At 61.7% G+C, this 23,376-nt stretch carries 19 protein-coding genes; 14 read left to right on the plus strand and 5 right to left on the minus strand.

Annotated features, from left to right (window positions below):
* Positions 1-165 precede the first annotated feature (165 nt).
* From gcvH to lipA, 6 genes are all read left to right on the plus strand, one after another.
* On the plus strand, positions 166-543 hold the full coding sequence (gene gcvH, locus H621_RS0125785; protein ID WP_028946149.1) for a glycine cleavage system protein GcvH: 378 nt from the start codon (positions 166-168) through the stop codon (positions 541-543).
* Positions 544-557: 14 nt separating this feature from the next.
* The gene (gcvP, locus tag H621_RS0125790) at positions 558-3,428 is read left to right on the plus strand and encodes an aminomethyl-transferring glycine dehydrogenase (RefSeq protein WP_028946150.1); all 2,871 of its coding nucleotides are present in this window, start codon (positions 558-560) and stop codon (positions 3,426-3,428) included.
* Between the two features lie 62 nt (positions 3,429-3,490).
* On the plus strand, positions 3,491-4,744 hold the full coding sequence (gene glyA / locus H621_RS0125795; RefSeq protein ID WP_028946151.1) for a serine hydroxymethyltransferase: 1,254 nt from the start codon (positions 3,491-3,493) through the stop codon (positions 4,742-4,744).
* Positions 4,745-4,771: 27 nt separating this feature from the next.
* On the plus strand, positions 4,772-6,148 hold the full coding sequence (locus H621_RS0125800; protein WP_028946152.1) for an L-serine ammonia-lyase: 1,377 nt from the start codon (positions 4,772-4,774) through the stop codon (positions 6,146-6,148).
* A gap of 9 nt (positions 6,149-6,157) precedes the next feature.
* A complete protein-coding gene (gene gcvT / locus H621_RS0125805; protein WP_028946153.1) occupies positions 6,158-7,282 on the plus strand; it encodes a glycine cleavage system aminomethyltransferase GcvT in 1,125 nt (374 codons plus the stop codon).
* A gap of 24 nt (positions 7,283-7,306) precedes the next feature.
* Positions 7,307-8,281, plus strand: a complete 975-nt coding sequence (gene lipA, locus H621_RS0125810) for a lipoyl synthase (protein WP_245219130.1) — start codon at positions 7,307-7,309, stop codon at positions 8,279-8,281.
* A gap of 28 nt (positions 8,282-8,309) precedes the next feature.
* Here the strand turns inward: lipA and H621_RS0125815 are convergent, their stop codons facing one another.
* Positions 8,310-8,762 (minus strand): Lrp/AsnC family transcriptional regulator, encoded by a 453-nt coding sequence (locus H621_RS0125815; RefSeq protein ID WP_036990405.1) that lies wholly within the window; start codon positions 8,760-8,762, stop codon positions 8,310-8,312.
* 122 nt (positions 8,763-8,884) lie between these two features.
* Here H621_RS0125815 and H621_RS0125820 point away from each other — a divergent pair, with 122 nt between their 5' ends.
* Positions 8,885-9,493 carry a LysE family translocator gene (locus tag H621_RS0125820; RefSeq protein ID WP_028946156.1) on the plus strand — a complete coding sequence of 203 codons (609 nt, stop codon included), beginning with the start codon at positions 8,885-8,887 and terminating at the stop codon, positions 9,491-9,493.
* On the opposite strand, the gene soxR is transcribed toward H621_RS0125820, so the two are convergent.
* Positions 9,486-9,956, minus strand: coding sequence for a redox-sensitive transcriptional activator SoxR (soxR, locus tag H621_RS0125825; protein ID WP_036990406.1), 471 nt, complete (start codon positions 9,954-9,956; stop codon positions 9,486-9,488). The genes H621_RS0125820 and soxR overlap by 8 nt on opposite strands.
* Before the next feature lie 123 nt (positions 9,957-10,079).
* On the opposite strand from soxR, the gene H621_RS0125830 reads away from it, so the two are divergent.
* The 4 genes from H621_RS0125830 to H621_RS0125845 all read left to right on the plus strand — a co-directional run bounded on the left by H621_RS0125830 (position 10,080) and on the right by H621_RS0125845 (position 15,286).
* On the plus strand, positions 10,080-11,180 hold the full coding sequence (locus tag H621_RS0125830; protein ID WP_028946158.1) for an efflux RND transporter periplasmic adaptor subunit: 1,101 nt from the start codon (positions 10,080-10,082) through the stop codon (positions 11,178-11,180).
* Positions 11,177-14,260, plus strand: a complete 3,084-nt coding sequence (locus tag H621_RS0125835) for a MexW/MexI family multidrug efflux RND transporter permease subunit (protein WP_028946159.1) — start codon at positions 11,177-11,179, stop codon at positions 14,258-14,260. Before H621_RS0125830 ends, H621_RS0125835 begins: the two co-directional genes overlap by 4 nt.
* On the plus strand, positions 14,250-14,486 hold the full coding sequence (locus H621_RS28625) for a hypothetical protein (protein WP_146117342.1): 237 nt from the start codon (positions 14,250-14,252) through the stop codon (positions 14,484-14,486). The genes H621_RS0125835 and H621_RS28625 overlap by 11 nt, the downstream gene beginning before the upstream one ends.
* A 605-nt stretch (positions 14,487-15,091) precedes the next feature.
* Positions 15,092-15,286: a hypothetical protein gene (locus H621_RS0125845; RefSeq protein ID WP_028946160.1), complete on the plus strand. Its 195-nt coding sequence runs from the start codon at positions 15,092-15,094 to the stop codon at positions 15,284-15,286.
* Between the two features lie 60 nt (positions 15,287-15,346).
* Here H621_RS0125845 and H621_RS0125850 read toward each other — a convergent pair whose 3' ends face one another.
* Positions 15,347-16,261, minus strand: a complete 915-nt coding sequence (locus H621_RS0125850) for a LysR family transcriptional regulator (RefSeq protein ID WP_028946161.1) — start codon at positions 16,259-16,261, stop codon at positions 15,347-15,349.
* 199 nt (positions 16,262-16,460) lie between these two features.
* Between H621_RS0125850 and H621_RS0125855 the strand changes: the two genes are divergently transcribed.
* From H621_RS0125855 to H621_RS0125865, 3 genes are all read left to right on the plus strand, one after another.
* Positions 16,461-17,483 (plus strand): zinc-dependent alcohol dehydrogenase family protein, encoded by a 1,023-nt coding sequence (locus H621_RS0125855; protein ID WP_028946162.1) that lies wholly within the window; start codon positions 16,461-16,463, stop codon positions 17,481-17,483.
* Positions 17,484-17,992: 509 nt separating this feature from the next.
* Entirely contained in the window at positions 17,993-19,441 is a 1,449-nt protein-coding gene (locus tag H621_RS27580; protein WP_156905657.1) for a hypothetical protein, read from the plus strand.
* Positions 19,441-20,844, plus strand: a complete 1,404-nt coding sequence (locus H621_RS0125865; protein ID WP_028946163.1) for an aminotransferase-like domain-containing protein — start codon at positions 19,441-19,443, stop codon at positions 20,842-20,844. Before H621_RS27580 ends, H621_RS0125865 begins: the two co-directional genes overlap by 1 nt.
* On the opposite strand, the gene H621_RS0125870 is transcribed toward H621_RS0125865, so the two are convergent.
* Both H621_RS0125870 and H621_RS0125875 read right to left on the minus strand, forming a co-directional pair.
* Positions 20,826-21,746, minus strand: coding sequence for a SphA family protein (locus H621_RS0125870; protein ID WP_028946164.1), 921 nt, complete (start codon positions 21,744-21,746; stop codon positions 20,826-20,828). The two genes, H621_RS0125865 and H621_RS0125870, sit on opposite strands and share 19 nt — an antisense overlap.
* 26 nt (positions 21,747-21,772) lie before the next feature.
* Positions 21,773-23,191, minus strand: coding sequence for an OprD family outer membrane porin (locus H621_RS0125875; protein WP_028946165.1), 1,419 nt, complete (start codon positions 23,189-23,191; stop codon positions 21,773-21,775).
* Between the last annotated feature and the right edge of the window lie 185 nt (positions 23,192-23,376).

Consider the following 23,376-nt stretch of genomic DNA (forward strand, 5'->3'; position numbering starts at 1 on the left):
GTTCATCAAGCGGAATGGTTTCGCTCCAGCACCACGGTTTCAGATTGCCTGCAGATTAGGTGCAACACACTGAAAAATAAGACAAATATAAAGTTGGCATCGCCCTTGCTCTTCTATCAATCAGTCCTGCACCAGGGCGCCCCTGATAACAAGAGAGGAAGATCCATGAGCACGCTGCGTTTTACTCCCGAACATGAATGGCTACGCCTGGAATTGAATGGCGAACTGACCGTTGGCATCACCACCTACGCGCAGGAAGCCTTGGGTGATGTGGTGTTTGTACAGTTGCCGGACCTGGGCGAGTACGGGGAGGGCAATGAGGTCGCGGTGCTGGAATCGGTGAAGGCCGCCAGCAACATCAGCATGCCCCTGGCCGGTACCGTGGTGGCGGTCAACCAGGCCCTGGCCGATGATCCCGAACTGGTCAATGCCTCACCCATGCAGGACGGCTGGTTCTTCCGTATCCAGTTGGACAGCCTTGCCGACCTCGACACCTTGATGGACCAGGATGGCTACGACCGTTTCCTGGCCGACAACGTCTGAGCCAGGGGGCCGACATGACGCATGTATCCATCCCGCTGAATACGGAAAACGAGTTCATCGCCCGTCACATCGGTCCGCGCGAGGACGACATCGACGCGATGCTGGCGCTGACCGGCCATGACACTCTCGACGGCCTGATCGACAGCGTGATCCCGGACAGCATCAAGGGCAGCAGCGTGCTCGAGCTGTGCAAAGGGCAGGGCGAGGCCGAGGCGCTGGCTTCACTCAAGGCCATCGCGGCGAAGAACCTGCTGTTTCGCAATCACATCGGCCAGGGCTATTACCCTTGCCACACACCAACGCCGATTCTGCGCAACCTGTTGGAGAACCCGGCCTGGTACACCGCGTACACACCGTACCAGCCGGAGATTTCCCAGGGCCGACTGGAGGCGCTGTTGAACTTCCAGACGCTGATCAGCGACCTGACCGGTATGGAAATTGCCAACGCCTCATTGCTTGATGAAGCCACCGCAGCGGCCGAAGCCATGACCTTCTGCAAGCGACTGGCGAAGAGCAAGGCCCCGGCATTTTTCGTCTCGCATCAGTGTCATCCGCAAACGCTCGATGTGCTGCGCACCCGTGCCGAGCCACTGGGCATCGAGGTGGTCATTGGCGATGCCTCGACACTGGCGAACCAGCACCTGGACGGCTATTTCGGCCTATTGCTGCAGTATCCGGCCAGTACCGGGGCTATCGACGACCATCGTGCGTTGGTGCAGCGCGCCCATGCAAGCGGCGCGTTGGTGGCGGTGGCCGCTGACCTGCTGGCCTTGACCCTGCTGACGCCACCGGGTGAGTTCGGTGCCGACGTGGTCGTGGGCAGTGCCCAGCGTTTTGGCGTTCCGCTTGGCTTTGGCGGCCCGCACGCGGCGTTCTTCGCCACGCGTGACAGCTTCAAGCGTGACATGCCCGGGCGCCTGGTCGGGGTGTCCATCGACCGCTTCGGCAAGCCGGCCTTGCGCCTGGCCATGCAAACCCGCGAGCAACACATTCGCCGTGAGAAGGCCACCAGCAACATCTGCACCGCGCAGGTGCTGCTGGCCAACATCGCCAGCATGTACGCGGTCTATCACGGCCCGCAAGGCCTGGTGCAGATCGCCCGGCGTGTACATCGGCTGACGGCGATTCTGGTGCGGGGGTTGCAGCAACTCGGGCACCGGGTCGAACAGCAGCACTTCTTCGATACCGTCAGCGTGACCACCGCACGCCCTGTGGCCGAAGTACTCTCAGCCACCCATGCCGCACGGCTGAACCTGCGGCTGATCGATACGCAACGGGTTGGCCTGTCGCTGGATGAAACCTGCGAGCAGGGCGCCGTCGAGGCCTTGTGGCAAGCCTTCAGCATGCCCGGCCTGGCACTTCCGGACTTTACCGACTTGGCTGCCGACACGGGGGATTGCCTGCCATTGCACCTGCTGCGCGACACGCCGTTCCTCCAGCACCAGGTGTTCAACCGCTACCATTCGGAAACCGAGTTGATGCGTTACCTGCGCCGCCTGGCCGACAAGGACCTGGCCCTGGACCGCAGCATGATCGCCCTGGGCTCATGCACCATGAAGCTCAACGCCGCCAGTGAAATGATCCCGATCACCTGGCCCGAATTTGGCGCCTTGCACCCGTTCGCCCCGGCCGAGCAGTCGCTGGGTTATCGCCAACTGACCGATGAACTGGAGGCCATGCTCTGCGCGGCCACCGGTTATGACGCCATGTCCCTGCAGCCCAATGCCGGTTCTCAAGGCGAGTACGCGGGCCTCCTGGCGATCCGCGCCTACCATGCCAGTCGTGGCGAGGCACAGCGTGATGTCTGCCTGATTCCATCATCGGCTCATGGCACCAACCCGGCCACGGCGCAGATGGCGGGCATGCGCGTGGTGGTGGTCAACTGCGATGAGCGCGGCAACGTCGATGTGGCAGACCTGCAAAGCAAGGCCGAGCAGCACTGCACTCGGCTGGCGGCCTTGATGATTACCTATCCCTCGACCCACGGCGTATTTGAAGACGGTATCACCCGCATCTGCGACATCATTCATGAACAGGGCGGCCAGGTGTACCTGGACGGCGCCAACATGAACGCCATGGTCGGTCTCTGCGCACCGGGCAAGTTTGGGGGCGACGTGTCACACCTGAACCTGCACAAGACCTTCTGCATTCCCCACGGTGGTGGCGGCCCAGGCGTTGGCCCGATCGGCGTCAAGGCGCACCTGGCGCCGTTCCTGCCGGGGCACGCGCATATGGAGAGCCAGCACGGCGCGGTCAGTGCCGCACCGTACGGCAGCGCCAGCATCCTGCCGATCACCTGGATGTACATCCGCATGATGGGCGGGGAAGGGCTCAAGCGCGCGTCGCAGCTGGCAATCCTGAGCGCCAACTACATCGCCCGGCGCCTGGAGGAGCACTACCCGGTGCTCTACACCGGCGAGAACGGCCTGGTTGCCCACGAATGCATTCTCGACCTGCGCCCGCTCAAGGAGAGCAGCGGCATCAGCGTCGAGGACGTGGCCAAGCGCCTGATCGATTTTGGCTTCCATGCCCCGACCATGTCTTTCCCGGTGGCCGGCACCTTGATGGTCGAGCCGACCGAGAGCGAGTCGAAGGAGGAACTGGACCGCTTCTGCGACGCCATGATCTGCATTCGCGAGGAAATTCGCGCGGTGGAAAACGGCACCCTGGACAGGCTCGACAATCCGCTGAAAAACGCCCCGCATACCGCCAGCGAGCTGGTCGGCGAATGGCCTCACCGTTATGGCCGGGAGCTGGCGGTGTACCCGCAGGCAGCGTTGCGCGAGGGCAAGTACTGGCCCCCCGTGGGGCGCGTGGACAACGTCTACGGCGACCGCAACCTGGCGTGCGCCTGCCCACCGATGTCGATGTATCAAGACGCTTGATCGCACAGGCCCGGACGCGGTCCGGGCCTTGTCTGACCTCCGAACAAGAAGGAACTGAAAACATGTTTCATAAAAGCCTGTCCCTCTCCGATTTCGACCCTGAGCTGTCCAGCGCCATCCGCCGCGAGGCACAACGCCAGGAGGACCATATCGAGCTGATCGCTTCGGAAAACTACACCAGCCCGCCAGTGATGCAGGCCCAGGGCACCGAGCTGACCAACAAGTACGCCGAAGGTTACCCGGGCAAGCGCTACTATGGCGGCTGCGAGCACGTCGATGTGGTTGAACAGCTGGCCATTGATCGTGCCAAGGCGCTGTTCGGCGCAGGCTATGCCAACGTCCAGCCCCATTCAGGGTCCCAGGCCAACGCGGCGGTCTATCTGGCCTTGCTGCAGGCCGGCGACACCCTGCTGGGCATGAGCCTGGCCCATGGCGGGCATCTCACTCACGGGGCCAAGGTCAGCGCCTCCGGCAAGCTGTACAACGCGGTGCAATACGGTATCGATGCCAACGGCCTGATCGATTACGACGAGGTTGAACGCCTGGCCGTCGAGCATAAGCCGAAGATGATCGTGGCGGGCTTCTCCGCCTATTCAAAGACCCTGGATTTTCCACGCTTTCGCCAGATTGCCGACAAGGTCGGTGCCTACCTGTTCGTCGACATGGCCCACGTTGCCGGCCTGGTCGCGGCGGGCTTGTACCCCAATCCACTGCCCTACGCCGATGTCGTCACCACCACCACCCACAAGACCCTGCGCGGGCCGCGAGGTGGCCTGATTTTGGCCAAGGCCGACCCTGAACTGGAGAAGAAGCTCAACTCAGCGGTGTTCCCGGGGGGCCAGGGTGGGCCGCTGATGCATGTGATCGCCGCCAAGGCCGTTTGCTTCAAGGAGGCACTGGATCCCGGCTTCAAGGAATACCAGTTTCAGGTCATCAACAACGCCCAGGCCATGGCGGAAATTTTCCGTCAGCGTGGCTATGACGTGGTCTCCGGGGGGACCGACAACCACTTGTTCCTGGTCAGCCTGATCCGCCAGGGCATTACCGGCAAGGATGCCGATGCCGCGCTTGGCCGTGCGCACATCACCGTCAACAAGAACGCCGTCCCCAACGACCCACAGTCGCCGTTCGTGACGTCGGGCCTGCGCATCGGTACCCCAGCGGTGACGACCCGTGGCTTCCAGGTGCCGGAGTGCCGCGCCCTGGCGACATGGATCTGCGACATTCTCGACCACCTCGGCGATGCCGACGTCGAGGCCCAGGTCGCCCGGCAAGTCGCCGAGCTGTGCAAGTTGTTCCCTGTGTATTCGGCCTGATTCCCGGGTCTGCTGGCGGAGGCTCGTATGTCGCTGAGTGTTTTTGATCTGTTCAAGGTGGGCATCGGCCCGTCCAGCTCCCACACGGTCGGCCCGATGCGCGCAGCGGCGCGCTTTGTCGAAGGGCTCAGGGACCAGGGGTTGCTGGCCCAGGTTCACGGCGTTCGCGCCGAGCTGTATGGCTCGCTTGGCGCCACTGGCAAAGGTCACGGGAGTGACAAGGCGGTGTTGCTGGGGCTCGAGGGTGAGTACCCGGATACGGTCGAGACCGAAACGGTGGCCGATCGCTTGCGGATGATCCGCGAGAGCGGGATGTTGTCACTGCTGGGTGAGCGGCGCATACGGTTCGTTGAAAAAGAGCACCTGGCGATGATCCGCAAGCCCTTGCCCTATCACCCCAATGGCATGGTCTTGCGTGCCTTCGATGCGGCCGGGCTGCAGCTGTGCAGTCGCGAGTATTACTCGGTAGGCGGCGGCTTTGTGGTGGACGAGGCGGCGGCAGGGGTAGATCGCATCGTCGAGGACCGCACGCCGTTGCGCTTTCCCTTTCTGAGCGGGCGCGAGCTTTTGGCACAGTGCGCCCAGCACGGGCTCTCGATCAGCCAGTTGATGGCCGAGAACGAGACGGCCTGGCGCACCCCGGAGCAGACGCGCCAGGGTTTGCTGCACATCTGGCAGGTGATGCAGGACTGCGTCAAGGCCGGTTGCCGCACCGAGGGCACCATGCCTGGCGGGCTCAAGGTCAAGCGCCGTGCGGCGGCACTGCACCGCCAGTTGAGTGCCAGCCCTGAAGCCGGCCTGCGCGACAGCCTCTCGGTGCTCGACTGGGTCAACCTCTATGCCCTGGCGGTCAACGAGGAAAACGCGAGTGGCGGGCGGGTGGTCACCGCACCCACCAACGGGGCGGCAGGCATCATCCCGGCGGTGCTGCATTACTACACGCGTTTCGTGCCGGGAGCCAACGAGGACGGGGTGGTGCGCTTTCTGCTGACTGCCGCCGCGATCGGTATTCTGTACAAGGAAAACGCCTCGATATCCGGTGCCGAGGTTGGCTGTCAAGGCGAGGTCGGCGTGGCCTGTTCGATGGCGGCCGGCGCGTTGTGCGAAGTGCTTGGCGGAACCGTGCAGCAAGTGGAGAACGCCGCTGAAATCGGTATGGAGCACAACCTCGGGCTGACTTGCGACCCGATTGGCGGGCTAGTCCAGGTGCCGTGCATCGAGCGCAATGCCATGGGCTCGGTCAAGGCCATCAATGCCGCACGCATGGCCCTGCGCGGGGACGGCCAGCACTTTGTCTCGCTCGACAAGGTGATCCGCACCATGCGCCAGACCGGCGCCGACATGAAAAGCAAATACAAAGAGACCGCCCGCGGCGGGCTGGCGGTCAATATTATCGAGTGCTAGGAGTCATCCATGTCCACAGAACAACTACAACATACCCCGTTGCACGACCTGCACCTGGAATTGGGCGCGCGCATGGTGCCGTTCGCAGGCTACGCGATGCCGGTCCAGTACCCGCTGGGCGTGCTCAAGGAACACCTGCACACTCGCGAGCAGGCCGGCTTGTTCGATGTTTCGCACATGGGCCAGATCCGCCTGCGGGGGGCAGGCGCTGCCAAGGCCCTGGAAGCGTTGGTGCCGGTCGATATCATCGACCTGCCGGTGGGTATGCAGCGCTATGCATTGTTCACCAACGACGAAGGCGGCATCCTCGACGACCTGATGGTCGCCAACCCGGGCAACGACGAGCTGTTCCTGGTGGTGAACGCCGCTTGCAAGGACCAGGACCTGACCCACTTGAAGCAGCAGTTGGAAGGGCAATGCGAGGTCGAGTCACTGTTCGACAACCGTGCCTTGCTCGCCCTGCAGGGGCCGGCGGCAGCCAAGGTACTGGCACGCCTGGCGCCTCAGGTCGGTTCCATGACGTTCATGCAATTTGCCAACCTGCGGTTGCTCGGCGTCGACTGCTACGTCAGCCGCTCCGGCTACACCGGTGAGGATGGTTACGAAATCTCCGTGCCGGTAGAGGCTGCACAAATGCTTGCCCGTTCGCTGCTTGCCGAGGCCGAGGTCGAGGCTATCGGCCTGGGTGCCCGTGACTCGTTGCGGCTGGAGGCGGGTTTGTGCCTGTACGGCCATGACATGGAACGCTGCACCACGCCGGTCGAGGCCAGCCTGACCTGGGCGGTTTCCAAGGCCCGGCGTGTGGATGGCGTACGTGCCGGTGGTTTCCCGGGTGCCGAGCGCATTTTTGCCCAGCAACGCGACGGTGTTTTGAGCAAGCGCGTCGGCCTGCTGCCCAGGGAGCGGGTGCCAGTACGGGAAGGTGCGCTGATCGTCGATGGCGACGCACAGGTGATCGGCCGCGTGACCAGTGGCGGTTTCGGCCCGAGTCTCGGGGGGCCACTGGCGATGGGCTATGTGCAGAGCGAGTATGCGGCGCTGGAGACCGAGGTCTTTGCCCAGGTGCGCGGCAAACTGGTGCCGATGGTCGTGGCCCGCACGCCGTTCGTAGCGCAACGTTACTACCGTGGCTGAAGACCTGACTGCCGGAGCATGAGCATGACTGAACCCTTGTCTGTCACCCCTCGGCCACAGCCCCTCGAGGCCGGGATAAAACTGCGCGGTGCGGAGAAAGTGGCGCGTATCCCGGTGAAGATCCTGCCCACCGACGACGTGCCGCGCAAGCCCGAGTGGATTCGCGTGGAGATCGCAACCTCACCGGAGGTGGCGCGCGTCAAGGCGCTGCTGCGCAAGCACAAACTGCACAGCGTCTGCGAGGAAGCATCGTGTCCAAACCTGGGCGAGTGCTTCTCTGGTGGTACGGCGACTTTCATGATCATGGGCGACATCTGCACCCGACGTTGCCCGTTCTGCGATGTCGGCCACGGCCGCCCCAAGCCATTGGACGTCAACGAGCCCAGGAACCTGGCCATTGCCATTGCCGAGCTGGGCCTGAAATACGTAGTCATCACCTCGGTGGACCGCGACGACTTGCGCGACGGTGGTGCGCGGCACTTCGTCGATTGCCTGCGCGAGATCCGCGCACGGTCGCCGGGTATTCGCCTGGAAACCCTGGTGCCTGACTATCGGGGGCGCATGGACGTGGCCCTGGCGATCACCGAGCAAGAACCGCCGGATGTGTTCAACCACAACCTGGAAACCGTACCGCGCCTGTACAGGGCGGCGCGGCCGGGGTCTGACTTCGCGTGGTCGCTGGACCTGCTGGAGAACTTCAAGCAACGTGTTCCGGCGGTGCCGACCAAGTCCGGGCTGATGCTCGGCCTGGGCGAGAGCGATGACGAAGTGATCGAGGTGATGTTGCGCATGCGTGAACATCAGGTCGACATGCTGACACTGGGGCAGTATTTGCAGCCGTCACGCAGCCACCTGCCGGTGCAGCGCTTCGTGCACCCGGACACCTTTGCCTGGTTGGCTGAGCAAGCCTTGGCGATGGGGTTCAGGAATGTGGCGTCTGGGCCGCTGGTGCGTTCGTCCTATCATGCGGACCAACAAGCCATGCACACGGCCCGCTAGGCGCGGCGTGGCGGTTTGCCTCAGCCTGTTACAGTGCTACGGGCAACCCATGAATGGCCAGCCGCGTCGAAAGCACCACTGAGGTTTCAGTCCTGCCAAACGCATCAAATGACGCAATCATGGTTTCCAGCGCAATCAATGATTGCGCGACAACCTTGAGTACAAATGACGCATCCCCGGTTACATGATGAGCTTCGCGTACCTCGGGCATTTCTTCCAGCACCGACAGCACCTTGGCATAGCTTTGTGCCGGAACATACAGGCGGATGAACGCGGTAACCGGATATCCAATGGCGTGGCTGTCGATTTCAGCTCGATAGCCGCGCAACACGCCGCGCTCTTCCAGTTTGCGCACGCGTTCGGCGGTAGCGGGTGTCGATAAGCCAACACGGCGACCCAACTCGGCAAAACTCATCCGGGCATCTACCTGCAACTCGGCCAACAGGCGCTTGTCCATGCGGTCCAAAGGTCGTTCGCTCATGGGGGGCTTCAAAAGAAAGAGTGAATCGTTAAGAAAGGTGCCTGTAAAAACGTCAAATCGACATGGATCGCACGGTGGCAAGCCATTGAAACTAGCTTAACCCACCCATCGAGAGCGCCGCCATGTTACTCAAAGGAATGTTGCTCGGTTTAGCCATCGCCGCTCCGGTCGGCCCGATCGGCTTGCTCAGTATCCAGAACACGTTGAAAGGTGGATTCAGGGCTGGATTTTTCACCGGCATGGGGGCGGCGACCGCAGACGCTCTTTATGCAGTCGCGGCGCTGTTTGGACTCGCCGGAATACTCAGTCTGGTCAACGACAGTGGTTACCTCAGAGTGCTGGGGGCGATTTTTTTTGCTTATCTGGCATGGAAAACGGTCCAGAAAAAAGCCGACCTGAGCGCTGCGCCATCCAGTGCGCGAAATGTCTGGGGTATGTATTCGACAACCTGTCTGCTTACCTTGTCCAACCCGATGACGGTCCTGGGCTTTGTAACGCTCTTTGCCGGACTGGGTGTCGGCCAATCAGACAGCGCGTCGGGGCTTTGGCTCGTCGTCGGCGTGTTTCTTGGTTCTTCGCTGTGGTGGGCGACGCTCGCCGGCACGTGTTCACTCGTGGTAAGGCGGCTGCCGCCTACGTGGCTGAGAGGCATCGACTATGCCTCGGCGTTTCTGCTGATGGCGTTCGCATTGATGCTTGTATACCAGGCCACTACAGGCAGCATCAGTTAATACCGGGGCCCTCGAGAATCCTCGGTCCCGATCCCTCCTTGCCCAAGGCGTCGCCAGGGTTGCGCAGCGGGCAATCCTCCAGCGACAGGCAGCCGCAGCCAATGCAGTCGTCGAGACTGTCGCGCAAGGCCTCCAGTGTCCTGATTCTGGCGTTGAGGCTATCTCGCCAGGCCGACGACATTTCGCGCCATTGTGCGGCGCTCAGTTTACTGTTCGGGGGGTAGCGGCCCAGCGCGCTCTTGATTTCCTCGAGCGGGATGCCGGTGCGCTGCGCCACTTTGATGATAGCGATGCTGCGCAGTACCAGGGCGGGATAACGCCGTTGATTACCGGCACTGCGTGTGCTCGCGATCAGGCCTTTCGATTCGTAGAAGTGCAGGGTAGAGACCGCAACGCCGCTGCGCCTGGCTACTTCGCCGACCGAGAGCGAGCGCAGGCCATCAAGTTTTTTTTCAACTGCCATGCGTGTTGACCTCAAGTTAAGTTGAGGTCTTATAGTCTCGCCCGGACTTTCCTGCAACAGTTTTCCGCCGCCAGTGCGCAACCCGCCGTGCGGTGAGCACACCACAGTCGAATGGAGTCAAGCATGGGCAAACGGATGTTGTGGGGCGTGGGTGTGGGCGTCGCGGTGCTAGGCGCAATGGCCATCGTCATTGCGCAGCCAGCGAAGGACGCTTCAACCCAGGCAACGGCGTGGCCGTTGACCAAAGTGGCGCTGGCCACAGTCATGCACACGGAGGCTCCTCGCGAGGCTTTTGCCGCAGGAGAGCTGGAGGCGGCCCATCAGGTGCAAGTAGCGGCAGAAACACCGGGGCGCATTACTCAAATCGCCTTCAAGTCCGGACAAGTGGTCAAGGCAGGGCAACTGCTGGTACAGCTCAACGACGCGCCGGAGCAAGCCGAGCGCTTGCGCTTGCAGGCTGCGCTGGTGAATGCTCGGACATTGTTTCAACGCTCGCATAAGTTGCGGGCGAAAAATGCCGTTTCCCAGGAGGTGCTCGACAACGCCACGGCGGCCCTTGGTATGGCCAGGGGAGAGCTGCAGAAGATCGACGCGTTGATTGCGCAAAAGGCCATCCGCGCACCCTTTGCAGGGAAGGTCGGTATTCGCCGCGTGCATCAAGGCCAGTATGTGCAGGCAGGCGAGGCGGTCGTCAGCCTGGTGGACGCCAGGCACCTGCACGTGAATTTCACGCTGCATGAGAAAGCCGCCGCTGATCTTCGCGTCGGGCAGGCCGTTGCATTGAGTGTCGACGCGTTACCCCAGCGCGCGCTGTCTGCTCAGGTCAATGCCATCGACCCAATGATCGGCAAGTCGCGTTCGGTCGAGGTTCAAGCATCGCTTGCCAATCCGGACGGCCAGCTGCAGGCCGGTATGTACACCAGTGTGCGTCTTGCCGCAGCGGTGCCGACGAGGGTCATGGCTGTGCCGGAAACCGCTGTTACCTATACCGCCTACGGACAAACCGTATTCCTGGCTACCCAAGGCAATAATCACAGCCTGACGGTCAGCCGCATCCAGGTCACCACGGGAGAGCGCTGGAAGGGCCAAGTGGAAATCACCTCGGGGTTGAAAGCTGGCGATCAGGTCGTCGTCTCGGGCCAGCTCAAACTGAGCGATGGTATGCCAGTCGAAGCGGTAGATAAGGACAGCTTGCAGGCTGTGGCCGGGGGGCGCGCCTCGTGAAGGTCACTGACATCTTTGTTCGTCGTCCTGTGCTCGCCTTGGTGGTCAGCAGCTTGATTGTCCTCATGGGGTTGTTCGCCCTGGGCAAGCTGCCGGTGCGTCAATACCCGTTGCTGGAAAGCTCTACCATCACGATCAGCACCGAGTACCCCGGCGCCTCTGCCGAATTGATGCAGGGCTTTGTGACCCAGCCGATCACCCAGGCGGTTTCTTCGGTCGAAGGCATCGACTACCTGTCGTCATCGTCGGTACAAGGGCGCAGCCTTGTGACCCTGCGCATGACCCTGAACCGTGATTCGACCCAGGCACTGACCGAGACCATGGCCAAGGTCAATCAGGTGCGCTATCGCCTGCCCGACGATGCCTACGATCCTGTGGTCGAACTGTCTGCAGGCGACTCCACCGCTGTTGCCTATGTCGGATTTGCCAGTGAGACGTTGTCTATTCCCGAACTGAGCGACTACCTGTCGCGCGTGGTGGAGCCGCAGTTGGCGGGCATTGAGGGCGTCGCCAAAGTACAGCGATTTGGTGGCCAGAACCTGGCGATGCGCTTGTGGCTGGACAGCGAGCGAATGGCCGGGCGGGGTGTTACCGCCGCTGATGTCGCGCAAGCGGTTCGCCACAACAACTATCAGGCTACGCCAGGCCAGGTGCGCGGCCAGTTCGTGCTCGCCGACATAAGCATCGATACCGACTTGACCAGCGTCGAGACCTTCCGCGACATGATCATTCGCAACGACGGGACTGCGCTCGTGCGTCTGCGCGATGTCGGCACCGTCGAGCTAGGTGCCTCGGCCACCCACACCAGCGCTTCGATGAACGGTGAGCCGGCGGTTCACCTGGGGCTGTATCCCACACCTGCTGGCAACCCGCTGGTGATTGTCGACGGAATCCGCACGTTGCTGCCGCAGATCCAGCAAACCCTGCCACCCGGGGTGAAGGTTGCCTTGGCCTATGAGACTGCGCGCTTTATCGAGGCCTCGATCGACGAAGTGATGACGACGTTGCTGGAGGCGGTGCTGATCGTGGTTCTGGTGATCTGGCTGTGCCTGGGATCCCTGCGTAGCGTGGCGATTCCGGTGCTGGCGATTCCGCTGTCGATTCTCGGCGCAACCGGCCTGATGCTGCTCTTTGGCTTCAGTATCAACCTGCTGACGTTATTGGCGATGGTGCTGGCCATCGGCTTGGTGGTGGACGATGCGATTGTGGTAGTGGAGAACGTGCACCGTCACATTGAAGCGGGACTGTCGCCGGTGGCTGCCGCGCTGGTAGGTGCCCGCGAGATCGCCGGGCCGGTGATCGCCATGACGCTGACGCTGGCGGCTGTGTATGCCCCCATCGGTTTGATCGGTGGACTGACGGGCACGCTGTTCCGCGAGTTTGCCCTTACCTTGGCGGGGGCGGTAATCGTTTCCGGCGTAGTCGCGCTGACCCTGTCGCCGGTGATGAGTTCGCTGCTGTTACAGGCCGGGCAGCAGGAGGGGCGCTTGGGCCAGTTGGCAACGAGGCTGTTCGCAGCCCTGGCCGCTGCTTATGGGCGGGGGCTGGCCCGCTCGTTGTCACGGCGCTGGATCAGTGGTGCGGTCGTGCTGCTGGTCTGCCTGAGCTTGCCGTGGTTGTACCTGCTGCCGCAACGCGAGCTGGCGCCGCCAGAGGATCAGGCGGCGGTACTGACGGCGATCAAGTCACCTCAGTACGCCAACCTCGACTACGTCGAGCGTTTTGCAAGCAAGCTCGATCAGGTCATGAAGAGCCTTCCGGAAACCACCGATACCTGGATCATCAATGGTACCGATGGGCCAGCGGCCAGTTTCGGCGGGATCAACCTGAGCCTGTGGCAGGCGCGCGAACGGTCGGCCGATCAGGTCCAGGCCCAGTTGCAGCAAGCCTTGGTCGATGTCGAGGGCAGCAGCATCTTTGCCTTTCAGGTGGCGTCGTTGCCGGGGTCCAGTGGCGGTTTGCCGGTGCAGATGGTGCTGCGCAGCGCACAGGACTACCCGGTGCTCTACCAGACCATGGAAACCCTCAAGCAGCACGCCCGCAGCAGCGGACTGTTTGCCGTCGTAGACAGTGACCTCGACTACAACAACCCGGTGCTCAACGTCACTGTCGACCGCGCCAAGGCCGCGAGCCTGGGCATTGGCATGCAGGACATAGGTGATGCCCTGGCGGTACTGGTAGGGGAGCAGTACATCAACCGCTTTGCCTTGTATGGACGTTCCTATGATGTGATCCCCCAAAGCACGCGCGATCAGCGCCTGACGCCGGAGGCACTGGCCCGGCAGTATGTGCGCACCGATAGCGGCGAGTTGGTCCCGCTGTCTACCGTAGTCAGCCTGAACATGGCCGTAGCGCCCAACCGGCTGTTGCAGTTCGACCAACAGAACGCCAGCACCCTGCAGGCTATCCCCGCCCCCGGTGTATCGCAGGGGCAGGCGGTGGCATTTCTGCAAGCGCTCGCCGAGCAGTTGCCAGCGGGATTCAGCCACGACTGGCTATCGGAGTCGCGTCAGTATGCACAGGAGGGCAATGCGCTGGTGTTGGCGTTTCTCGCCGCGATGGTGGTGATCTACCTGGTACTCGCCGCTCAGTACGAAAGCCTGGTCGATCCGTTGATCATTCTGGTCACTGTGCCGTTGTCCATCTGCGGTGCGCTGCTGCCGTTGGTGCTGGGCTGGGCCACGCTTAACATCTATACGCAGATCGGACTGGTCACCTTGATCGGCCTGATCAGCAAGCACGGCATCTTGATGGTGGAGTTTGCCAACGAAATCCAGGTGCGTGAGAACCTTGATCGGGCCGCGGCGATCATGCGTGCCGCACAGATTCGACTGCGTCCGGTGCTGATGACCACGGCGGCGATGACCTTGGGCGTCGCGCCGCTACTGTTTGCCAGTGGTGCCGGTGCCAACAGCCGCTTCGGCCTGGGTGTCGTTATAGTCTGCGGCATGTTGGTCGGTACCGTGTTCACCTTGTTTGTACTGCCCACGGTGTATTGCTGGTTGGCGCGCGATCACCGTGCGTACAGCGCGCGTAAACAGCAACTGGCAGACGCGGAGCAACACCTGAATGTCGCTTGATTTCCCTCGCATTGGGATTATGGAAGTTGCAATCGATTTGGCATCACTCCATGGCGACCGAAAGCAAAGTGTCCAAAACTTTGTTGGGTTGATGCAGTTTGCGCCAACAGCGTTCGTGAATAATCTACGCCTGACACTTGAAAATAGTTTAGGTCTCGACACTGTTACTGATGATGCCGCAGCGTTTGTACACTCCCCAACTGATGGTCTACCCAGCCTTCTTTGAGCTGCCGATTTCAAATACTGATGCTGCAAAGGAAACGTCTTCTAAGCGTTCCATCACGACCGAAGAGCTAGCGTTGTCAGCGTCAATGAGTACAGCTAGACGGAGGGTATCAGGTAGGGCCATGGTGCTTTCCTTATCAATTAATGGTATCCGGCCATATTTTAGGCTCTTTTCGTATAGCGCTCAGTCGCTAAAGGTTGTCAGCGCTGCCGAAGAACATTTGGACAGGGCTCTAGGGCCGTTTGACTTGCCCCTGGAACGGCAGTTTCAGGCAGAGAAAATTGGACATTTTCCCGCCATTATTGCGCCCAACTGCACTGGATATGCGAGCGATCGCGAATGGTGATCCCTGATAAATCCCAGCATGAGGGTATTTCCGTGTTGACCCATGCATAGATGATGACCTTGGACCTTGACTCGTACTGACCCGACGTCACTCTTCGGTTGAGGACGGTATGTTACTGCACGGCTGCTGGTGCTAGCACTGCACTTGAGCCAGCCCCAGACTCCTGACGCCAAGGCGTTGCAGCTCGTCGGGAGCGGCGAGGCCTGTGCGCAAAACAGGTTGACCGGCAAACTCGGTTCCCGGCACGCCGCGCGATTTCATGATGCTCGATCACTCTGGCGGCGAACAATCTGTCAGCGCCGGCGTGGGCATACTACGCGACGCGCTTGAGGCGTTCTTCCAGGCGTTGCTCGGCGGGCACAAGGTTTTTCTCTTGGACGTCGCAGCGCACATTCACGAACAGATTCAGGGGGCAGCCCGCAAGGTCAGATTCTGCCAAGTTTCCGTGTATTGAGTTGGCATCACGGGCGGCAATGAGTATGCAAATGGCCTTTCCGACCGAGCTAGCTATTTTTTACAGGCTCTCCGGATCCCCGAAGAACATCTGAATCCTCGACCGCAACCACCGTTCCCCTGGGTCGTTGTCCTGCGACCCCCGCCATGCCATGTGCAACTCGAAGCTCTGCACCTCAAGCGGCGGATCTTCTGCGCGCAGTCCGCCCGCTGCGGTCAGCGCCTCGGCGGTGTAGTCGGGCACGGTAGCGAGGATATCGGTGCCCGACAGCAAGCTGCCCAGGCCGTTGAACTGCGGGACCGCCAACACCACATGGCGCTTGCGCCCGAGCTTTTCCAGGATCTCGTCCATGAACCCGCCCAGGTCGCCGGCAAACGACACCAGTGCGTGGGGCCGGGCGCAGAAGTCGTCCAGGCTCAGGCTTCCCGGCATGCTGTCGGCACGCAGCACCTTGGGTTTGCTGCGTCGTAGCACCTTGCGCTTGGCGTTGGCAGGCAGGTCGTTGGTCCAGCTCACGCCGACCGAAATCTCTCCACTGGCCAGCAGCGCCGGCATCAGCAGGTAGTTGACTCGACGCACCACCAGGACGATTCCCGGGGCTTCGGCGCGCACCCGCTTGAGCAACTGCGGCAGCAGGGCGAACTCGGCATCGTCCGATAGGCCGATGCGAAACACGGCGGTACTTGTGGCAGGATCGAAGTCGGCGGCGCGGCTGACGGCGGTGGAGATCGAGTCCAGCGCCGGCGAGAGCAGGGCGAAGATTTCCACCGCCCGCGCGGAGGGCTCCATGCTGCGCCCGGTGCGTACGAACAGCGGATCATCGAACAGGTTGCGCAAGCGTGACAGCGCGGCACTGATGGCAGGCTGGCCGAGGAACAGTTTTTCTGCAGCACGGGTCACGCTGCGCTCGTGCATCAGGGTCTCGAAGACGATCAGCAGGTTCAGGTCGACGCGACGCAAGTCGTTACGGTTCATCGGCTCGGCTTCACTGGACGGATGGGGCAGGGGTGAATCTTACGGGGAAAGGCTGCTACCCTGCACCGCATAATTTGATGCGAGCGGCATTACCCTCAATCAATGACAGGCATGTTGACTATTAATGGCCACTGATGGTCTAACCGTAAAAGCCCGGATAGAGTTCAGGGTAATAGAGTTTCACTAGGCGAGGTTTGCGATGTCCCGCATGATCCGATTCCACAAGTTCGGCCCGGCCGAGGTGCTCAAGATCGAAGAGCAGGCCGAGCCGCAGCCGGCTGCCGGCGAGGTCCAGATCCGCGTCCAGGCCATTGGTATCAGCTGGTACGACGTGCTCTGGCGCCAGAACCTGGCACCGTCCCAGGCGCGCTTGCCGGCCGGCATGGGTCATGAGATGGCGGGTGTGGTCACGGCGGTGGGCGAGGGCGTCGAGGACTTGGCCGTGGGCGACAAGGTCGCCAGCTTTCCGGCCTGCAGTGCCAATGACCATCCGGTGTACGGAGAAGTCATTGTCTTGCCGCGCAATGCCGTCACCTGTTACCCCGAGGTGCTCACCCCGATCGAAGCCAGCGTGCATTACACGCCATTGCTGATCGCCTATTTTGCCTTTGTCGACCTGGCCCGGGCCAAGGCCGGGCAGACAGCCCTGGTGACCGACGCAAGCCATTGTGCCGGGCCGGCCTTCGTGCAGATGGGCAAGGCGCTGGGCCTGAAGGTGTTCGCCGCGACCAAGGAGGCCGATGAGCGCGATTACCTGCTGGCGCTGGGGGCCGATAAAGTCATCGTCACCGAGGAGCAGGATCTGCTCATGCAGATCAACAAGTACACCGACAACCGTGGTGTCGACATGGTCCTCGATGGTCTGGGTGGCCCGCAGATGTCGTTGCTCGGTGATGTCCTGGCGCCGCGTGGCAGTCTGGTGCTCTACGGTCTGCAGGGGGGCAACCAGACACCTTTCCCGGCCTGCGCCGCGTTCCAGAAGAACATTCAGTTTTTCGTGCACTGCATCGGCAACTTTACCGGCAAGCCGGAACTGGGTATCAGCCAGGACCAGGTAGCGTTGCACCGGGCACTGCGCGATATCAACCAGTTCACCGCCGACAAGCTGCTGACACCACAGATCATCAAGGTGTATCCGTTCGAGCGTGTGGTCGAAGCCCATCGGTACATGGATGAATGTCCTTGCGGTGGTCGATTGGTGCTTGAGCTGGCCAGCAGCTGAACCTGAAGCCAGGCGCCCATAAAGAAGCCCGAGTATCGCTCGGGCTTTTTTGTGGGCGTTTTCCGGCACGCTTTAGGAAGTTTCAAACACAACTTTAATCTGTGTGTAGCAGGGGCTTCCTTTATGTTTAAGTGGCGCGAAAACGCGTGGGGTGTTGTGTGTAAGTTAGTCGCTTGCGGAATGGCACTGAACGGGTTTTTTAATCTGTTCTGTATCTTTTAATCATCGGCCAACGCTCGATAATAGCGGGTCATATGTGTGCTCAGGGAGTGAGTCATGATCATGCGCAGTGTAGGTAGAGCAGTGGGTAAGGTCGAGGCGAGGCGATTGCGACGAATCATGCGGCTAAACAATAAGGTTCGACGCCATAAGCAAGCGTGGGAAGTTTCCTAGGACTACGAGGTTGGGTTCTGGGAGGGTTCTAGTTGAAAGGTTCGCGGTTGCGATAACTTTCAGTCGGCTGTTACTGATATTCAGGTGGTGTTATGGGCAGCATTCACGAGCAAGCGATGCAATATATCTATCAACAAGTGTTGCAGCGCTTGCTTGAGCATTTGTCACAGGCGCAACGCGCTTCATTGCAGTTGTTGGTTCAGCGATTGATCGTGTCGGCCGGTGGTATCGAGCGTGTAAGGGGTATGCGTCTTCTGTTCGTGTTTGATGCCAGTCGATCATCGACCCACGCCCTGGCCTGCCTCAGGGCTGCACAATTGAGCATCGCTGCCCGTTCCCCCGGAACCTTCCAGCTGCGCATCGTCACCGCCTGGCAGGCCGGCATGAGTGCCACTACACGGGCAAACCTCGACGGTAGTTTCTCTGCCTTGTTCCTGTACGACGACCCGCGTATCGAACTGCTGGTGTTCGATGATCAACAGCCACTGCCCTTTGACAGTCGCCGCCTGCCTTCGCTTGACCAGCAGCAAGCCGAGCGCCAGGAGTGGCTGCTGTGTGGGCACGTGCTGGATGACCCGCGGGCCACCGTCAACTTTGCCAGCCATGGCTACCTGCACCTGGCAGAGCTTGCTTACCTGGCGTCGTACTGGGAGGGCGGGGTCGATGCGGTGATCAGTGCCGACACGTTGTCGGATCGCAAGCGCTTTCTGGCCTGGAGCCGACGGGCGCTGCGCCAGGCCCGGCTATTGGGCGCGCGGCCGCTTCATGCCTGCGCCAGTACCTTGCTGCAAGGGCTGAGCGGGTTGCGCAGATGCTACCTGGATCAACTGCACGGGCGCTTGCAGGGACAGGCTCAGGAGATGGACCCCAGCCGGCCGGCACTGCGCTTTGTCACGATCGATGACCTGGTGTCGGATCGCGACTCGCCGGGCGAGCGCCTTGATGGCTTTCTCGGCTACCGCGTGGACGACCAGGTGTTCTCCTCGCCGCGTACCGGCATGGCCAACCCGATGCTGTTGGCGCATCTGCAAGGCCTGCGTGCCGAGTTCCTGTGCAGCAGTACTTACGTCGAGGGTATGGAGGACCATCTGTGCCAGGTACGTTCCCTTGAACCGCGCAATAGGCTGCCCGCTACCTTGCCGGCTGCCGCGCGGGAACGTTGGCAACGGGATTCGTGGAAGCAGTGGCGTGCCGAGGCCAGTGCGTTTGCCCTCAAGCACTACGGTTTGAGCGACACGCAACTGGTGTGCCTGGTGTTCAGCCCCTTTGTGGCCCAGGGGCGGCGCCTTGAGTTGTTTCTGAACCGTTGTCATCCCGGCATGCTGGTGGCCTTGCCCTATTTGCACAAAGCCCTGCGCGGTGAGCCGGCGCCGGAGCCCGTGGCGCAATGGTTGGTGGATATCAGCGGCCTGTCGCTGACGCACCTGCGGACGCTCTATCGCCGAGAAGCGGTAGCCGAAGGTTTGTTGCTCGGGTTGCAGTGTCGCGGTGCAGACCTGCGGCATCTGCAGGTACATGCATCGACGCAGGGCCTGGCCAGGGTCGAGCAGCCTGGCGCGCGTTGATGAAACACGAGAAGCACAGCCGCTTTGCCTACCAGGCGGTCTATGGGTACCTGCTTGAGCTGATCGCCCAGATGGCGCCGGGCAGCTATTGCAAGTTGCCTTCGCTGCGTGACGTGGCCCAGCGCCTGAATGTATCCATCTCGACAGTCCAGTACGCCTATTCGCTGCTCGAACATGAAGGGCGGGTGCAATCGGTGCCCAAGTCCGGTTATTTTGCCTGCGGCCCGGATACCGGAATACGGACCGGTGCAGCAGGGGACTTGCTGCATGACCTGCAGCATCACGCCAACCGTCCGCGGATGCTGGTACTCAGTAGCGGCCGAGGGCCGACGTTACCCTCGCTGGAGGCAACGTTGCTGGGTATGGAACGTCAATTGTTGCGCCAGTACCCACGGCCTGTGGCAAACGTACATCCTTGCGGGGAACTGGAACTGCGCACGGTATTGGCGGCCCGCTACACGCGTTCGGCGCAGTTGTACTGGAGCGCCGAGGACGTGTACCTGGCGGGTGACTTGCGTGCCTTGGTCGACATGCTGGTGGCGGCGCTGGAGTTGCGCGGCTGCAAGGTTCTGGTCACCACTCCATGCTCCTGGCGGCTGCTGCGGATCCTGCAATCCGCTGGCCTTCAGGTTGTCGAGTTGCCTCTTGGGGATCGGGGCGAAGTGGACCTCGAGCAACTGGCCGCCGTACTCTCGGCAGAGTCGGTACGCCTGGTGATGCTGGCCTCGCATCTGAATTGCCCTCAAGGCAGTGTGATGTCCGACGAGCAGCGTCACGGTATCGCCCGGCTATTGGACCACCAGGGTGTGTGGCTGCTGGAAAACGACCTGGATGCCGAATGGTGTTTCGAACGGCCAAGGCAGTGCCTGCGCGAATTGGTCGATCCCCAGCGGCTGCTGATCATGTCCTCGCTCGAACGCACGGTGGGCGCCGAGGCGCCTTATGCCTACCTGCTGTCGCGCAACTGCCAGGCGCAGTTGCAGCGCGAGTTTCTGGCACGCGGCTTTCGCTTGCCGCCGTTGCGCCAGCAAGCAGTGGCACGCTTGTATGCCAAGGGACGTATTGATGTGCATCTCGAGCAGTTGCGCCTGTACCTGCGCGAGTCGGTGGCGTGCCTGCACCGGCAGATGCAGGTGCAGCTCGGTGGCCAACTGAAGTTCCAGATGCCGGCCGGGGGCGCAACGGTGTGGGCGCAGGCGCAAGCACCGCTGGATACCCGGGCGTTGTTTCACCGCTTGCTCGAGCAGGGTCTGGTGATTGCGCCGGGTGAGTTGTTCAGCCTTCAGGGTCATTATCGCCAGCACATGCGCCTGGGATGGCCGTCACGACAACAAGGTGACCTGCAGCAGGGTTTGAGTGTGCTGCACGAGGAACTGCGGCGGGCTCAGAAGACCAGCAGGTAGCGAAACGTCAACTGGTCGCCCTCGGCACGGTTGCGTGCTCCCGACTCGCTGTAATAGTTGACGAACACACTGTGGCCACCGCTGCTGTAGCGCACGCCTGGGCCGATGCCAACTACCTGTTCCTTGGAGTCCTGCTGGCGGTGGCCGTCGATCCGGTCGGCACTGATCTGCTTGAGGTGGTAGCCAGCCAGCCCCACGCGCCAGTGATCGTCCACGGCATAGGAGGCTGCAAAGTTGCTGTGTACGGCTTGACCCGGTTGGATGTCATCAGCCTGCAGTCGTTCGGCCGGGCTGTCGTTACGGCTGTTCCAGGCGTAATGAAGGCGCCCGCTGAACTCCAGGCGCTCACTGGCGAGCCAGGTGAAGGCGTAGTGGGGGCTGAAGGTCCAGACATTGCTACCGGTGTTGATCTGCGCGTTTTTATCGTAATCCCCGGTGGGCAGCGTGAAGACGAAGTTCAAGCGTTGCCAGAAGGGCCTGCCGAACAACGTGACCGGATCCCACTGCAGCAGCAACGGGCTGACCACCAGGTCGCCCTGGCGTGTACGGGTGCCTTGAGGCCCGTTGTCGATATCCAGGTCCAGATGCACCAGTGGCAAGAGGATTTCCGCGCCGTAGTAGGCACCTGCAATCCGGTGTTCGCTGATGTAGGCCAGGTGCGGCAGCACAGTGGCAGTGCGCACCCGCTGGCGGCCCGGCACCGAGTGGCCGTCAGCGTCGACGGCCTGGTTGCTGCGGTTGTATTGGACTGGCAGCTCGAACAGCGTACCGGGCAGGGAGATTCCGTCCAGAAAACTGGTATTGCCCAGCGGCATGGGGGGCAGGGTGACACTGTCGGCCTGGGCGTCGAGGCACATCAAGGGCCAGAGCAGGCCAAGGGCGGGTAGGGGGGCTGCACGCATGGTAGGGTCTTAATTCCTGGTATTGATCAAAGCAGGTTGAAGGGGTAGTCGAGAATCACTCGGTATTCGTCGGCACTGGCGTTGCCGCGGGTATTGCCTGGGGCGGTGTAACCATCGCCCGGGCGATGGCTGGCCCAGCGCAGCGTCAGGTTCAAGCCTTTGGCCGTACCGTCGGGCACGGCGTAGCGCAGGGCGATGTCGCGTTCCCAATGTTTGGCGTGCTTGCCTTCGGGGTTGTAGATGTAGCCATAGCCGGGGCTGGCTGGATCGACCCGGGTGAGGTCGGCCTCGCCACGGGTATAGCCGACACTGAGTTGCAGGTTCGGCGCCTGCAGGGCCTGCAGGCTGGTCTGGTACTGCAGCTTCCAGGATTTTTCCCCGGGGCCGTTGAAGTCGGCGTACTGCATCGCGTTGTTCAGGTAGAGGAAGGTTCGATCGTTCTGGGCGAGGAAGTCGAATGGTGTGCGACCGTCGACTTTCTGCAGCCCCAGGCTGAGCGATTGCCCCGCCCGAGCCAGGGTGAGGCCGGCGCTGTAGGCATCGTTGTCTATGCTGCCCAGTTGGCTGCTGCCCTGGTCGCGGGTCTTGAAATAGTGCAGGTACGGAGTCAGGCGCAGTTCGTGCTGCAGGCTGAAAGTCTGGCTCAGGCCCAGGTAGTGCTGGTCCCAGAGGTCCTGGAGGCGACCGCTGTACCAGGTCAGGTTCAATGTTTGAGCCGCACCGTAGGTGGCCCCCAGCCAGGTCATGCGTGAACTTTCCCTGTCGGGGGCGACACCGGCACGGTTGCCGTTGCCATAGGCACTTTGCAAATTGCTGTGACCGCTCTGGTTGCGCAAGCGAGTCGACTCTACCCAACCGGCATCGAACATCAGCCGCTCGATACTGAAATTCTTTGCCGTCACGCCCCGATAACTCTGGGGGAACAGACGGCTGCTGCCGCTGGCAATCAGCGGATTTTCCAGCAACTGGTCACCGACCTTGAGCAGGCTGCCGAAGCCGCGAAACTTCAGGGCGGCCCCGGCGGCCGAAAACTCATCCTCCAGATGGCCCGAACTGTCCAGCGGCATCAGGCCGGCGCCGCCGCTGCCGCCCCCACCGTCGAGCTTGACGGCACTGAAGCCATGCACATCGAGGCCCATGCCGATCAAGGTGTCGGTGTAGCCAGAGCGAAACGACAACAGCATGCCCTGCGCCCATTCGCGCTGGTCGCGGCGCGCCGGGGTGTGATGGTTGTCGCGGCCGAAGTAATAGTTGCGCAGCAGGCCATTGAGGCTCGAACCACTGGCAAGGCCGGGGGCGATGGCCAGTTCGGCATGTTGGCGCTGGGTCAGGTCCAGGTTGATATTGTCCCGCTGGCCCAGGGAATTGTCCGCCAGGCTGCTGGTGGAGACCCACACCAGGCTGACCAGGACCAGTGGCCATCGACAAGGGATGATTCGGTTCATCAGTCTGTTGCCCCGGATAGTGGTGCTGTTCCAGCAGTGGTACGGCACCAGGTTGAAATACCTCGCAAGCTTGTGGTTTATGCGAACAGCCTGCGACTTTAATGGGTTCCTTGTAGGGGTGTAGCCCCCACCGCCGGGCTTCTGTGTTCCATGGTTGGAACGATCAAGCGCAGAAGCACAGGCTT

The organism is Pseudomonas vranovensis DSM 16006, assembly GCF_000425805.1.
GTDB classification, from domain to species: domain Bacteria; phylum Pseudomonadota; class Gammaproteobacteria; order Pseudomonadales; family Pseudomonadaceae; genus Aquipseudomonas; species Aquipseudomonas vranovensis.